Origin of the sequence: Streptomyces sp. NPDC012794, assembly GCF_042901085.1 — a bacterium.
Lineage (GTDB): Bacteria > Actinomycetota > Actinomycetes > Streptomycetales > Streptomycetaceae > Streptomyces.
The window spans coordinates 1-14,471 of record NZ_JBIBCI010000032.1; the positions used below are offsets into that span (position 1 = coordinate 1).

At 70.7% G+C, this 14,471-nt stretch carries 13 protein-coding genes and 1 riboswitch; of the genes, 11 read left to right on the top strand and 2 right to left on the bottom strand.

The features are described 5' to 3' along the window. Window positions 1-187: 187 nt before the first annotated feature. The 10 genes from ACFY7H_RS32325 (at window position 188) to ACFY7H_RS32370 (ending at window position 10,315) form a co-directional block, all read left to right on the top strand. Window positions 188-775 carry a CDP-alcohol phosphatidyltransferase family protein gene (locus tag ACFY7H_RS32325; protein WP_388945716.1) on the top strand — a complete coding sequence of 196 codons (588 nt, stop codon included), beginning with the start codon at window positions 188-190 and terminating at the stop codon, window positions 773-775. Window positions 776-876: 101 nt separating this feature from the next. Then, entirely contained in the window at window positions 877-3,375 is a 2,499-nt protein-coding gene (locus ACFY7H_RS32330; RefSeq protein ID WP_388945719.1) for a sugar phosphate nucleotidyltransferase, read from the top strand. 88 nt (window positions 3,376-3,463) lie between these two features. Then, window positions 3,464-4,369, top strand: a complete 906-nt coding sequence (locus ACFY7H_RS32335; protein ID WP_388945721.1) for a DUF881 domain-containing protein — start codon at window positions 3,464-3,466, stop codon at window positions 4,367-4,369. Further along, window positions 4,366-4,698 (top strand): small basic family protein, encoded by a 333-nt coding sequence (locus ACFY7H_RS32340; protein WP_007262894.1) that lies wholly within the window; start codon window positions 4,366-4,368, stop codon window positions 4,696-4,698. Before ACFY7H_RS32335 ends, ACFY7H_RS32340 begins: the two co-directional genes overlap by 4 nt. 5 nt (window positions 4,699-4,703) lie before the next feature. Next, window positions 4,704-5,588 carry a DUF881 domain-containing protein gene (locus tag ACFY7H_RS32345; RefSeq protein ID WP_388945724.1) on the top strand — a complete coding sequence of 295 codons (885 nt, stop codon included), beginning with the start codon at window positions 4,704-4,706 and terminating at the stop codon, window positions 5,586-5,588. Between the two features lie 130 nt (window positions 5,589-5,718). Beyond that, a complete protein-coding gene (locus ACFY7H_RS32350; protein WP_388945727.1) occupies window positions 5,719-6,609 on the top strand; it encodes an FHA domain-containing protein in 891 nt (296 codons plus the stop codon). Window positions 6,610-6,678: 69 nt separating this feature from the next. After that, a complete protein-coding gene (locus tag ACFY7H_RS32355) occupies window positions 6,679-7,443 on the top strand; it encodes a MerR family transcriptional regulator (protein ID WP_388945730.1) in 765 nt (254 codons plus the stop codon). A gap of 63 nt (window positions 7,444-7,506) precedes the next feature. Then, window positions 7,507-7,980 (top strand): bifunctional nuclease family protein, encoded by a 474-nt coding sequence (locus ACFY7H_RS32360; RefSeq protein ID WP_388945733.1) that lies wholly within the window; start codon window positions 7,507-7,509, stop codon window positions 7,978-7,980. 184 nt (window positions 7,981-8,164) lie between these two features. Then, on the top strand, window positions 8,165-8,803 hold the full coding sequence (locus tag ACFY7H_RS32365) for a MerR family transcriptional regulator (RefSeq protein ID WP_388945736.1): 639 nt from the start codon (window positions 8,165-8,167) through the stop codon (window positions 8,801-8,803). A 90-nt stretch (window positions 8,804-8,893) separates the two neighbouring features. After that, on the top strand, window positions 8,894-10,315 hold the full coding sequence (locus ACFY7H_RS32370; RefSeq protein WP_388945739.1) for a DNA polymerase IV: 1,422 nt from the start codon (window positions 8,894-8,896) through the stop codon (window positions 10,313-10,315). Here the strand turns inward: ACFY7H_RS32370 and ACFY7H_RS32375 are convergent. Then, entirely contained in the window at window positions 10,312-10,668 is a 357-nt protein-coding gene (locus tag ACFY7H_RS32375) for a PRC-barrel domain-containing protein (RefSeq protein WP_388945742.1), read from the bottom strand. The genes ACFY7H_RS32370 and ACFY7H_RS32375 overlap by 4 nt on opposite strands. A gap of 123 nt (window positions 10,669-10,791) precedes the next feature. Further along, window positions 10,792-10,890: riboswitch (glycine riboswitch) on the top strand. 196 nt (window positions 10,891-11,086) lie between these two features. On the opposite strand from ACFY7H_RS32375, the gene gcvP reads away from it, so the two are divergent. Then, the gene (gene gcvP / locus ACFY7H_RS32380) at window positions 11,087-13,972 is read left to right on the top strand and encodes an aminomethyl-transferring glycine dehydrogenase (protein ID WP_388945745.1); all 2,886 of its coding nucleotides are present in this window, start codon (window positions 11,087-11,089) and stop codon (window positions 13,970-13,972) included. 309 nt (window positions 13,973-14,281) lie between these two features. Here the strand turns inward: gcvP and ACFY7H_RS32385 are convergent, their stop codons facing one another. Then, window positions 14,282-14,470 (bottom strand): DUF5999 family protein, encoded by a 189-nt coding sequence (locus ACFY7H_RS32385; protein ID WP_030236602.1) that lies wholly within the window; start codon window positions 14,468-14,470, stop codon window positions 14,282-14,284. Between the last annotated feature and the right edge of the window lies 1 nt (window position 14,471).

The following is a 14,471-nucleotide window of genomic DNA, read 5'->3' on the forward strand; positions in this document are numbered from 1 at the left end:
CAGGGGGGACCCTGTGGGAGAGTAGGACGCCGCCGAACAATCATTGTGGGAAAGCCCCGCACCTTCTGGTGCGGGGCTTTTCTGCGTTCAGGGCCCGGGTCAGCGGCAGGCCGGCCCCTGCAGGGACTCCTGTAGGGTCAGGGGGCATCGATTCGACCATTTCTAGCGTCACAGTGGAGGCCCCCGGGTGGAGGTCCAGGAGACTCGGGTTCAGACCGACCGAATTTTCACCATTCCGAACATCCTGAGCATGGCTCGTCTCGTCGGCGTACCGCTGTTCCTCTGGCTCATCCTGGAGGGCCACGACGGGTGGGCGCTGGCCGTCCTGATGCTCAGCGGGATCAGCGACTACCTCGACGGAAAACTCGCGCGCCGCTGGAATCAGATCAGCAAACTGGGCCGCCTGCTGGACCCCGCCGCTGACCGCCTCTACGTCCTGACCACCCTCTTCGGGCTGACCTGGCGGGAGATCCTGCCCCTGTGGCTCACCGCGGCGCTCCTCGCCCGGGAGGCGATGCTGCTGGTCATGGTGTGGATCCTGCGCCGGCACGGCTATCCGCCGCCGCAGGTGAACTTCCTCGGCAAGGCCGCGACCTTCAACCTCATGTACGCCTTCCCCCTGCTCCTGCTCAGTGACGGAACCGGCTGGTTGGCCTGGATGGCGTCCGTTTTCGGATGGGCGTTCGCAGGATGGGGTACAACTCTCTATTGGTGGGCAGGAATCCTTTACGTGGTGCAAGTCCGCCGGCTGGTCAGGGCTACCACGGCCGATTGAGCTCACTCGGCACCGGTACTGACGCGGATGAGTTGCGGAGTATCCGCCCCGGATGAGTGAGGTCGGCTGGACCGTCATCTCTCTAGGAGGACTCTTCCGACATGAAGGCCGTCGTGATGGCCGGTGGCGAAGGTACGCGGCTTCGCCCCATGACCTCAAGCATGCCCAAGCCGCTCCTGCCGGTGGCGAACCGGCCGATCATGGAGCACGTGCTGAGGCTGCTCAAGCGGCATGGGCTCAGCGAGACCGTGGTCACGGTGCAGTTCCTGGCGTCCCTCGTCAAGAACTACTTCGGTGACGGCGAGGAGCTCGGCATGGAGCTCACCTACGCCAACGAGGAAAAGCCTCTCGGTACCGCCGGCAGCGTGAAGAACGCCGAGGAAGCCCTGAAGGACGACACCTTCCTCGTCATCTCCGGCGACGCGCTGACCGACTTCGACCTCACCGACCTCATCAATTTCCACAAGGAGAAGGGCGCACTGGTCACGGTGTGCCTGACCCGGGTGCCGAACCCGCTGGAATTCGGCATCACCATCGTGGACGAGGAAGGGAAGGTCGAGCGCTTCCTCGAGAAGCCGACATGGGGGCAGGTGTTCTCGGACACCATCAACACCGGCATCTACGTGATGGAGCCGGAAATCTTCGACTACGTCGACCCGGACGTCTCGGTCGACTGGTCCGGTGACGTCTTCCCCCAGCTGATGAAGGAAGGCCGCCCGATCTACGGCTACGTGGCCGAGGGCTACTGGGAGGACGTGGGCACCCACGAGAGCTACGTCAAGGCGCAGGCCGACGTCCTCGAGGGCAAGGTCCAGGTCGACATGGACGGCTTCGAGATCTCGCCCGGCGTGTGGATCGCAGAAGGGGCCGAGGTCAGCCCCGACGCCGTGCTGCGCGGGCCGCTGTACGTCGGGGACTACGCCAAGGTCGAGGCCGGGGTGGAGCTCCGCGAGCACACCGTCATCGGGTCGAACGTGGTCGTGAAGAGCGGTGCCTTCCTCCACAAGGCCGTCGTCCACGACAACGTCTACATCGGCCCCCACAGCAACCTGCGCGGCTGCGTCATCGGCAAGAACACCGACATCATGCGGGCAGCCCGGATCGAGGACGGAGCCGTCATCGGTGACGAGTGCCTCGTGGGTGAAGAATCCATCGTTCAGGGCAATGTGCGCGTCTACCCGTTCAAGACGGTCGAGGCCGGTGCCTTCGTCAACACCTCGGTCATCTGGGAGTCCCGCGGCCAGGCACACCTGTTCGGCGCCCGGGGAGTCTCCGGGATCCTGAACGTGGAGATCACCCCCGAGCTGGTGGTCAAGCTGGCGGGCGCCTACGCGACGACGCTGAAGAAGGGCGCGATCGTCACCACGGCCCGTGACCACTCCCGAGGCGCCCGTGCGCTCAAGCGCGCGGTGATCTCGGCGCTCCAGGCCAGCGCCATCGACGTCCGCGACCTGGAGAACGTACCGCTGCCGGTGGCGCGCCAGCAGACGGCCCGCGGCGCGGCGGGCGGGATCATGATCAGGACCTCGCCCGGGGTGCCGGACTCGGTGGACATCATGTTCCTCGACGAGCGGGGAGCCGACCTCTCGCAGGCGCAGCAGCGCAAGCTGGACCGGGTGTACGCACGTCAGGAGTACCGGCGTGCCTTCCCCGGGGAAATCGGCGACCTGCAGTTCCCGTCGAGCGTCTTCGACTCGTACACGGGCTCGCTGCTGCGACGGGTGGACACCACCGGGATCGCCGACGCCGGGCTCAAGGTCGTCGTGGACGCCTCGAACGGCAGCGCGGGGCTAGTGCTGCCCAGCCTGCTCGGCCGGCTCGGCGTCGACGCGCTGACGATCAACCCCGGCCTGGACGAGTCCCGGCCGACCGAGACGCGGGAGTCCCGACGGGCCGGGCTGGTGCGCCTCGGGGAGATCGTGGCGTCGGCGCGGGCGGCCTTCGGGGTGCGGTTCGACCCGGTGGGCGAGCGGATCTCGCTGGTGGACGAGCGGGGCCGGATCATCGAGGACGACCGGGCGCTGCTCGTGCTCCTCGACCTGGTGGCCGCCGAGAAGCGCAGCGGCAAGGTGGCCCTGCCGGTGACCACGACGCGGGTCGCCGAGCAGGTGGCGGCGTACCACGGCACCCAGGTGGAGTGGACGACGACCTCGCCCGACGACCTGACCCGGGTCGGCCGGGAGGAGACGACGATCTTCGGCGGGGACGGGCGGGGCGGGTTCATCGTCCCCGAGTTCAGCTCCGTGTTCGACGGGTCGGCGGCCTTCGTGCAGCTGATCGGACTGGTGGCCCGGACGCAGCTCACCCTGAGCCAGATCGACGCCCGGATTCCCCGTGCGCACGTGCTCAAGCGGGACGTGCCCACGCCGTGGGCGGCGAAGGGCCTCGTCATGCGGCGGGTCGTGGAGGCGGCGGGTGACCGTCAGGTGGACACCACCGACGGGGTGCGCGTGGTCGAGGCCGACGGGCGGTGGGCGCTGGTCCTGCCGGACCCGGCGGAGGCTGTCACCCACCTGTGGGCCGAAGGCCCCGACGACGCCTCCGCCCAGGCGCTCCTCGACGAATGGGGTGCGGTCGTGGACGGAGCCGGGCAGCACTGACGCGCGGTGCCGGCGGGCCGGGTGCGGGGATCTCCGCCCCGGCCCGCCGGACGAGCGCATTGGGTGGGGGCGGCGCCGACATGCGACGATGTGCGGCATGTCGCAGCCGCCCAACAACCGGAGCTCGGCCACACCGCCGGCGCGCCCGGACGCGTCCATGTCGCTGCTGACCCATGTGATGGACCACAGCCTCGACGAGGGCTATGCGGAAGCTTCGGCCCGGCGCGAGGCGGAGGGTACGGCGGGGCTGCCCCGTACGCTCAAGGCCAAGCTCGGGCTCGCCGCGGGGCTGGTGCTCGCCGCCATGGTCGTCACGCTCGGTGCCGCGCAGGCGCGTGTCTCGGCGCCGGTGCTGGCCAAGGAGCGTCAGGAACTGATCGACCGGGTGCAGCGGGCCGATGACCACGCGGACGGTCTGGAGCGCGACACGGACCGGCTGCGGACCGAGGTCGCCGACCGGCAGCGCGTGGCGCTGAAGCAGCAGGTCGGCGAGCGGGGCAGGCTGGTGGAACTGCTGGCGGGCGCAACCGATGTGCGTGGTCCCGGCGTCAAACTGATCGTGGACGACGCCAAGGGCGCCTCCTCTGGCGGCGGTGGCGGCCCGCGCGAGAGCGCCGGGTTCTCGAACACCGGCCGGGTGCGCGACCGCGACATGCAGCGGATCGTCAACGGACTGTGGCAGGCGGGGGCCGAGGCCGTGTCGATCAACGGGCAGCGGCTGACGGCGCTGTCGGCGATCAGGGCCGCGGGTGACGCGATACTGGTCGACAACAAGCCCCTGGTGCCGCCCTACGAGGTCCTCGCGGTGGGCGACAAGAAGGGGCTCGGGACCACGTTCCAGGACTCCGTGGACGGCCAGTACCTGCACGTCCTGCAAGAGAGCTACGGGATCCGCTCCAGCCTGACCCCGATGGACGAGGTGCGGCTGCCGGCGGCGTCGAGCCTGACCGTCCGCTCAGCCACAGCAGAAGAGCCGAAGAAGGGTGCATCGTGATCGCGGTACTGGGCCTCTTGGCCGGAGTGGTGGTCGGGCTTCTGGTCCGGCCCGAGGTGCCGGCCGTGGTGGAGCCTTATCTGCCGATCGCCGTGGTCGCCGCGCTCGACGCGGTGTTCGGCGGTCTGCGCGCGATGCTGGACGGGATCTTCGTCGACAAGGTCTTCGTGGTGTCGTTCCTGTCGAACGTGGTCGTGGCCGCGCTGATCGTCTTCCTCGGTGACAAGCTGGGCGTCGGCTCGCAGCTGTCGACGGGTGTGGTCGTCGTCCTCGGCATCCGGATCTTCTCCAACGCCGCGGCCATCCGCCGGCACGTCTTCCGGGCGTGAGGCCGATGAGCACGGAGAACACCCCGCCCGGCGAGCCGGAGGTCCCCGGCCAGTCCGGGTCGAGGCCCCAGCAGCCCCAGCAGCCCCAGCAGCCACAGCAACAACCCGCGTCGGAACAGGCCGGGCCCCAGGAGCCCCCGCGGCAGCCCGGGCCCGCCGTGCCGGAGGAGACCGGGCGCCAGCGCCTGGCCGCCGGGCTGTGGCCGCCCCGGTTCAGCCGGGCCCAACTGATCGTCGCGCTGCTGTTGTTCGTCCTGGGGCTCGGTCTCGCGATCCAGGTCCGCTCCAACAGCGACTCCAGCGCGCCGCTGCGCGGTGCCCGTCAGGAGGACCTGGTACGGATCCTCGACGAGCTGGACGGGCGGACCCAGCGCCTGGAGGACGAGAAGCAGAGGCTGGAGGACCAGCGCAAGGAGCTGCAGAGCAGCTCCAACCAGGCCGAGGAGGCTCGGCGGCAGACGGTTGAGAAGGAGCGCCAACTGGGCATCCTGGCCGGTACGGTGGCCGCACAGGGCCCGGGGATCACGCTGCGGATCACCGACGCCAAGGGGCAGGTGCGGTCCGACCAGCTGCTGGACACCCTCCAGGAGCTGCGGGCGGCCGGGGCGGAGGCGATCCAGATCAACGGGGTGCGCGTCGTGGCGGGCTCGTACTTCTCGGACGAGGCCGGCGGGGTCGGGATCGACGGTAAGAAGATCACACAGCCCTATGAGTTCAAGGTCATCGGCAAACCGCAGGATCTGGAGCCCGCGCTCAACATCCCGGGAGGTGTCGTACAGACCATGGAGAAGGAACAGGCGACCGTTGCCGTCACACGGTCGGCGAAGATCGTTGTGGATGCCTTGCGGGCTGCGAAGCAGCCTGACTACGCTCGGTCGTCATCGTCGTGACGCGTAGCGGTGTGCGGACGCTCTCACGCGGGCCGGCGCCTGCGGGGGGTCGACGCACGGAAGTCGCCGTGCGTGGTGGAAACTGTCTGGTGGTTACGGACGTTGTCAGAATGTCCGGGTCGGCAGGTGTGTGCATGCAGAGTTCGTCCTGCCCCACGGGCGGGTCTGTTTCGGTCAAGGGGAATCGCCCGTGAAGTTGTTTGAGAAGTTGTTCGGCAAGAAGAAGAACGAGGAAAGCGGTGGCTCGCGGCATCGCGCGGGGCAGCCGGGAGCGGAGGGGCAGGGCGACAGGCCGCTCTTCCGCGACGAGGTGGCCGGCCCGGGTGACCCTGCGGGGGGCGGCGCGTCGTCCGTTGACCCCGCCGGTTCCGGACGCATAGGTTTCGGTGAACCGTCAAGCTCCAGTGCGGGTGGAGGGTTTGCCTCCGACCCCTATGCCACCAGTGCCTCCGCGGGGCAGCCGCGGCGCGAGGAGCCGTCCATGTCGGCCGAGCAGACGTGCGGCAGGTGCGGACACCGCAGCGATGCGGCGAGCCGTTTCTGCTCCAACTGCGGGGCGCCGCTGCGGCCGGGTCTGACGCCGGAGCGTGCCTCGGAGACCACGTCCACCATCTCGATCTCCGGCCTCGAGGCCTACGAGGCCGAGGGGTCGGGCCAGCACCTGTCGTCCTCGCTGTCCCCCGAGGCCCAGGCCGCGGTGGAGGCGCTGCCGCCCGGTTCCGCCCTGTTGATCGTGCGGCGCGGGCCCAACTCGGGCAGCCGGTTCCTCCTGGACGGCGAACTGACCACTGCGGGCCGGCACCCGCAGAGCGACATCTTCCTGGACGACATCACCGTGTCCCGCCTGCATGTCGAATTCCGCCGGAGCCCGGAGGGCGGCTTCACCGTCGCCGACGTGGGCAGCCTCAACGGCACGTACGTGAACCGCGAGCCGATCGAGTCCGTCGCCCTGCACAACGGTGACGAGGTGCAGATCGGCAAGTACCGGCTGGTCTTCTACGCGAGCCTGCGGGGCGCCTGACCCCCTCGGACACCGTCCGGGGGGAACCCCACCCCCGGACACCCTCCGGGGGGACCCAGGGAAGGTTCCATGCTGCGTACCCCGACGGGCGGTGCCCCGAAGAACGGCACCGCCGGCTCGGCCGGACAGCTGGTCAGCATCGGCACGGTGCTGACCACGCTGCGGGACGAGTTCCCCGAAGTCACGATTTCGAAGATCCGCTTCCTGGAGGCGGAGGGGCTGGTCGAGCCCCGGCGCACACCTTCCGGATACCGCAAGTTCAGCGCGGCGGACGTCGAGCGGCTCGGGCGCATCCTGCGCCTGCAGCGCGACCACTACCTCCCGCTGAAGGTGATCCGGGAGCAGCTCGACGCGCTCGACCGCGGAGAGCAGATCCGCATCCCCGCGCCCGCCGCGCACGGGGAGTCGGTGGATCCCGCGCAGTCCTCCGCCGGGGGCGGGGAGGCCGGCGGGGAGCGGCCGACGCCGGCCCGGGTGGGCCGGGCCGAGCTGATCGCCGCCGCCGAGGTGGACGAGGCGCAGCTCGAGGAGTGGGAGTCGTACGGACTCGTCTCCGAGGCACCGGGCGGCGGGTTCGACGCCGGGACGGTCACCGTGGCCCGGCTCATCGCGGACCTCGGGCGGTTCGGACTCGAGCCCCGGCACCTGCGGGGCATGAAGGCGGCGGCGGACCGCGAGGCCGGCCTGGTGGAGCAGCTGGTCTCCCCGCTGCGTCGGCACCGCAACCCGCAGACCAGAGCCCATGCCGAGGCCACCATGAGGGAGCTCACGGGGCTCTCCGTACGGCTTCACGAGGCCCTGGTCCAGACCGCTCTCGGGCTGCGTCCGCACTGACCGGAGTGGTCCCGGGGGAGCCCCGACTACCCAAACCTGCCGAGCAGGTCCTAGGGTTGCTGTGTGAACGAGCTCGACGTTGTGGGTGTCCGGGTGGAAATGCCCTCCAACCAACCGATCGTGCTCCTGCGTGAAGTGGGAGGCGACCGGTACCTCCCCATCTGGATCGGTCCTGGGGAGGCGACCGCCATTGCCTTCGCGCAGCAGGGCATGGCCCCTGCCCGGCCGCTGACGCACGACCTGTTCAAGGACGTGCTGGACGCGGTCGGCGAGGAGCTCACCGAGGTCCGGATCACGGATCTGCGGGAGGGCGTCTTCTACGCGGAGCTGGTCTTCGCCAGCGGAGTCGAGGTGAGCGCGAGGCCGTCGGACGCCATAGCGCTGGCCCTGCGCACGGGAACGCCGATCTACGGCAGTGACGGTGTGCTGGACGACGCCGGAATCGCCATTCCCGACGAGCAGGAGGACGAGGTGGAGAAGTTCCGAGAATTCCTCGACCAGATCTCGCCCGAGGACTTCGAGACGGGCCCCCAGTAGCCGCGCCGACGGTCGCGTCATCCACCGTGAACGGTCAGCCCATTCAAGTAGCCTTTCCCCGCAATGGGGTACGGGAAACCACTCTCAGGGTGATTATCACTCGGCGTGCCGAGTGTGGCGATCGTTGACGCACCCCTGGTCACTGCCTACCTTCGAGATGGCAGGTCAAGGACGGAGGGTCGGCGTGAGGATCACGGGCGACGGTACGACCGGGGGCACCCCCGCGCGGAGCGATGGTGGGCCGTACCCGCTGCACAGTGGTGCGGCGGGGTCCGTGCACCGTCAGCCGGCGCCCGCGCCGGTCGGACCGGTGAGCGACGGCCCGGTGTCCGAACAGGTCGGCTACCGGGGACCGACGGCGTGCGCCGCCGCCGGGATCACGTACCGGCAGCTCGACTACTGGGCGCGGACCGGGCTGGTGGAGCCGAGCGTGCGGCCCGCGTACGGCTCGGGGACCCAGCGGCTGTACAGCTTCCGCGACGTGGTCGTCCTGAAGATCGTCAAGCGCTTCCTGGACACTGGAGTGGCGCTGCAGAACATCCGCACCGCCGTGCAGCACCTGCGCGACCGGGGCTTCTCCGACCTGGAGCGCATGACGCTGATGAGCGACGGCGCGACCGTGTACGAGTGCACCTCGCCGGACCAGGTCGTGAGCCTGCTCCAAGGCGGTCAGGGCGTCTTCGGCATCGCGGTGGGCGTCGTCTGGCGCGACGTCGAGAACGCGCTGTCCCAGCTGCACGGCGAGCGCGTGGACACCGGGGAGACCCTGGTCCGCCACAACCCGGCCGACGAGCTGGCCGCCCGCCGGAACCGGGCCGTCTGAGCCCGCCCCGCGCCCGTGCCCCCGGGGGCGGGACGCGGGCCGCGGCCACGGATCACCGCGTTGTCAGTGGCATGGGGCAGCATCGGTACCGTGAGAGCCGCGCCGACCATCCTGCACCTGGACATGGACGCCTTCTACGCCTCCGTCGAGCAGGCGTCGAAGCCCAGTCTGCGCGGGAAGGCCGTGATCGTCGGAGGGCTCGGGCCGCGCGGGGTCGTGGCCACCGCCTCGTACGAGGCCAGGCGCTTCGGGGTGCACTCGGCGATGCCGACCGCCCAAGCCCGCCGGCTCTGCCCGAACGGCGCGTACCTGATTCCGCGCTTCACCCTCTACCGCGAGGTCAGCGAGCTGGTCATGGGCCTGCTCCGGGAGCTGTCGCCGCTCGTGGAGCCGCTCAGCCTCGACGAGGCCTTCGTGGACCTGGAGGCGGGCGGAGCCGCCTTCGACTCGGAGAGCGCCCGCGCCACGGGGGAGCGTCTGCGGGCGGAGATCCTGGCGCTCACGGGGCTCAGCGGCTCGGTCGGACTGGCCGGGTCCAAGATGCTGGCCAAGGTGGCCTCGGAGGAGGCCAAGCCGGACGGACTGCTGCTGATCGAGCCCGGCACCGAACGCGAGCTCCTCGCGCCCATGTCGGTGCGCACCCTTCCGGGGGTCGGGCCGGCCACCGGTGAACACCTGCGCCGGGCCGGGATCACCACCGTGGGGGAGCTGGCCGAGGCGGGCGAGGACGAACTGGTGCGGATGGTGGGCAGGGCGCACGGGGTGGGGCTCTACCGGATGGCGCTGGGTCTGGACGACCGGCCGGTGGTCGCCGAGCGCGACGCGAAGTCCGTGTCGGTCGAGGACACCTTCGACGTGGACCTGCACGACCGGGTACGGATCCGCAACGAGGTGCAGCGGCTCGCGGACCGCTGCGTGGGCCGGCTGCGCGGCTCGGGACACTCGGGGCGGACCATCGTCCTGAAGGTCCGCCGGTACGACTTCTCGACCCTGACCCGCTCGGAGACGCTGCGGGGGCCCACCGACGACGCGGCCGTGGTGCGGGAGGCTGCCGCGCGGCTGCTGGAGGGCGTGGACACCACCGGCGGCGTGCGGCTGCTGGGGGTGGGGGTGACGGGGCTCGCGGACTACACCCAGGAGGACCTGTTCGCCCACGCGCTGGCCGCCGCCGCGGAGGCGGAGGAGGCGGCCGGCGCCGGGGCCACGGGGGCCGGAGGAGCCGGAGGAGCCGGCGACGACCCCGCGGAGTCCTCCGGCGAGGCGGAGCCGCCCGAGGAGCCGGCGCAGGCCCTGGAGGGCACGGAGGCCGCTCCCGTACGGCACTGGGCCGCCGGGAGCGACGTACGGCACGCGGTGTACGGGCCGGGGTGGGTGCAGGGCAGCGGGGTCGGCCGGGTGACCGTACGGTTCGAGCAGCCCGGATCAGCCCCGGGCCGGGTCCGCACCTTCCGGCTGGACGACCCCGAGCTGGAGGCCTCGGACCCGCTGCCCCTGGTAGGGGAGGGCCCTTAGGGCCTGTCCTGCGGGTGGGGGCGCTGGAAGTCGGAGGGGAGGGCCACGTCGAGGCCGTAGTGGTGGTAGAGCTGGAGCTCCTGTTCGGGGGAGAGGTGGCGGCCGACGCCGAAGTCGGGGGCGTCCTTGATCAGGGCGCGTTCGAAGGGCACGCGCAGGGCGTCGTCCACCACCTCGCTGGGTTCCAGGGGGACGAAGGCGTCGCGGCCGAAGAGGCCCGTCCGGACGGCGGCCCACTCCGGGACGCCCGTGGCGTCGTCGAGGTAGACCTCGTCCACGGTGCCGATCTTGGCGCCGTTGCGGTCGAACGCCTTGCGGCCGATCAGGCTGCGCGGATCGATGTCGGTCTGCACGGTCCCTCCGTACGGTCGCAGTGATGCAGAGCTCATCCGTCATGACTACAAAAGTGCATATTTGAAGAGGGGGCCACTCGAGGGAGGGTCGAGATCCTCGCTGGTAGGCTGGGTGACGGCTGTTGACCCTGTGCGGGAGAGTCCTCCGAGTGAGTACGACGGAGGCGCCGAAGGAGCAAATCCTCCCCGGAATCTCTCAGGCATACGTACCGCACGTGACGAGGCCACTCTGGAAAGCAGGGGCAGGCTCCGGACCCGCAGTACCGGCGCTTCTCCTCACCGACGGTGAAAGCCGGAGCTCTCGGGCGAACCCCGCGGCTCCGGTGAAGCTCTCAGGTTGAGATGACAGAGGGGGAGGCCGTCCGGGTGCCCGCGCCGTGGTGCCCCTCGCAGGTCATACGACCAGGAGGCCTCCGTTATGACCGCCAACCGCATTCCGCTCTCCCAGCTCGAGCGGGGCATCCCCTTCGAGCAGCGTCACATCGGCCCGGACGCCGAAGCGCAGGCGAAGATGCTCGCCCAGGTGGGCTACGGCTCCCTCGACGAGCTCACCGCCGCCGCGGTACCGGATGTGATCAAGACCGCCGAGGCGCTGAACCTGCCCGAGGCGCGCACCGAAGCCGAGGTGCTGGCCGAGCTGCGCTCGCTCGCCGACCGCAACCAGGTGCTCTCCTCGATGATCGGTCTCGGCTACTACGGGACCTTCACCCCGCCGGTGATCCTGCGCAACGTCATGGAGAACCCGGCCTGGTACACGGCGTACACCCCGTACCAGCCGGAGATCTCGCAGGGCCGCCTCGAGGCGCTGCTGAACTTCCAGACCCTCGTCGCCGACCTGACCGGTCTGCCGACCTCCGGCGCCTCCCTGCTCGACGAGGGCACCGCGGCCGCCGAGGCCATGTCGCTGGCCCGCCGCGTGGGCAAGGTCAAGGACGGCGTCTTCCTCGTCGACGCCGACGCGCTGCCCCAGACCATCGCCGTGATCGAGACCCGCGCCGAGCCCACGGGCGTCGAGGTCGTCGTCGCCGACCTGTCCGAGGGCATCCCGGCCGAGATCGCCGAGCGCGGTGTCTTCGGCGTGCTGCTCCAGTACCCGGGCGCCTCCGGCGCCGTCCGTGACATCAAGCCGGTCATCGACCAGGCGCACGAGCTCGGCGCGATCGTCACCGTCTCCGCCGACCTGCTGGCCCTGACCCTGCTGACCTCCCCGGGCGAGCTGGGCGCGGACATCGCCGTCGGCACCACCCAGCGCTTCGGCGTCCCGATGGGCTTCGGCGGCCCGCACGCCGGCTACATGGCCGTCCAGGGCAAGCACGCCCGCTCGCTGCCCGGCCGCCTCGTCGGCGTCTCCGTGGACGCGGACGGCAACAAGGCGTACCGCCTGGCCCTGCAGACCCGCGAGCAGCACATCCGCCGCGAGAAGGCCACCAGCAACATCTGCACCGCGCAGGTGCTGCTCGCCGTCATGGCCGGGATGTACGCGGTCTACCACGGCCCGGACGGCCTGAAGACGATCGCGCGCCGCACCCACCGCTACGCCGCGCTGCTCGCCGCGGGCCTGACGGCCGGCGGGGTCGAGCTGGTCCACGGCTCCTTCTTCGACACCGTCACGGCCCGCGTGCCCGGCAAGGCCGCCGAGGTCGTCGCCGCCGCCCGTGAGGGCGGGGTCAACCTGTACCGGGTCGACGCCGACCACGTCTCGGTCGCCTGCGACGAGACCACGCGCCGCGCCGACCTCGAGGCCGTCTGGGCCGCCTTCGGTGTCACCGCTGACATCGAGGCCCTGGACGGGACCGCCGCCGACACGCTGCCCGAGGGCCTGCTGCGCTCGGACGCGTACCTCACCCACCCGGTCTTCCACCAGCACCGCTCCGAGACCGCGATGCTGCGCTACCTGCGCAAGCTCTCGGACAAGGACTACGCGCTGGACCGCGGCATGATCCCGCTGGGCTCCTGCACCATGAAGCTCAACGCGACCACCGAGATGGAGCCGGTCACCTGGCCCGAGTTCGGCCAGCTGCACCCCTTCGCCCCGGTCGAGCAGGCCGAGGGGTACCTCACGCTCATCAACGAGCTGGAGGAACGTCTCTGCGAGGTCACCGGCTACGACAAGGTCTCCATCCAGCCGAACGCCGGCTCCCAGGGCGAGCTCGCCGGTCTGCTCGCGGTGCGCGCGTACCACCGCGCGAACGGCGACGAGCAGCGCACCGTCTGTCTCATTCCGTCCTCCGCGCACGGCACCAACGCCGCCAGCGCCGTGATGGCCGGCATGAAGGTCGTGGTCGTCAAGACCGCCGACGACGGCGAGGTGGACGCGGACGACCTGCGCGCCAAGATCGAGCAGTACCGTGACGAGCTCTCCGTGCTCATGATCACCTACCCGTCGACGCACGGTGTGTTCGAGGAGCACGTCGCCGACATCTGCGCCCAGGTGCACGAGGCCGGCGGCCAGGTGTACGTGGACGGCGCGAACCTGAACGCCCTGGTGGGCCTGGCCAAGCCGGGTCACTTCGGCGGCGACGTCTCGCACCTGAACCTGCACAAGACCTTCTGCATCCCGCACGGCGGCGGCGGCCCGGGCGTCGGCCCGGTCGGTGTCCGGGCGCACCTGGCCCCGTACCTGCCCAACCACCCGCTCCAGCCGGCCGCCGGCCCCGAGACGGGCGTCGGCCCGATCTCGGCCGCGCCGTGGGGTTCGGCGGGCATCCTGCCGATCTCCTGGTCGTACGTCCGCCTGATGGGCGGCGAGGGCCTCAAGCGCGCCACCCAGGTGGCGGTGCTCGGCGCCAACTACATCGCCAAGCGCCTGGAGCACCACTACCCGGTGCTGTACACCGGTCCGGGCGACCTGGTCGCGCACGAGTGCATCATCGACCTGCGTCCGCTGTCGAAGGCCACGGGTGTGAGCGTCGACGACATCGCCAAGCGCCTGATCGACTACGGCTTCCACGCGCCGACCATGTCCTTCCCGGTGGCCGGCACGCTGATGATCGAGCCGACGGAGTCCGAGGACCTCGCCGAGATCGACCGCTTCTGCGACGCGATGATCGCGATCCGTGCGGAGATCGAGCGGGTCGCGGCCGGTGAGTGGCCGGTGGACGACAACCCGCTGGCCAACGCCCCGCACACCGCCGCGGCGCTGGGCGGCGAGTGGAACCACCCGTACACCCGCGACGAGGCCGTCTTCCCCGGGGGCGTCTCCGCCGCCGAGAAGTACTGGCCGCCGGTGCGCCGGATCGACGGCGCCTTCGGCGACCGGAACCTGGTCTGCTCCTGCCCGCCGCTGGACGAGTACGACCACTGACACGGCAGCCGGGCCCGTAGCTGACGGGCCGGTGACAGGGTGAAGGGGCCGGTCCCGGAGCATTGCGCTCCGGGACCGGCCCCTTCTTCGTCCGTGCGTCCGCGCCGTGCGGTGCCCTAGGCCGTCTCTTCCGGATCTTGCTCCCCCAGCTACCGCTGGGAGGTGCCCCCAGACCCGCGACGCCTGGCACGGCACCTCGCCGCGTTGTCGGCGCAGCCGAGTACGTCCGGTACGCGCGCTGTGCCTCCGCCTTGCGAGGCACCGCACCAGACGCCGCGGGCTTGACCGGCAAGATCCGGAAGAGACGACCTAGGCCACCGCGAGCGGGCGGTGCGGAGCGATGATCTGGCCGTCCGGCAGCAGCTCACCGGTGTCCTCGAAGAGCAGGACGCCGTTGCACAGCAGGCTCCAGCCCTGTTCCGGGTGGTTGGCCACCGGGCGCGCGGCCTCCCGGTCGGCGGATTCTGATGACGGGCAGGCAGGCTGGTGCTGGCACATG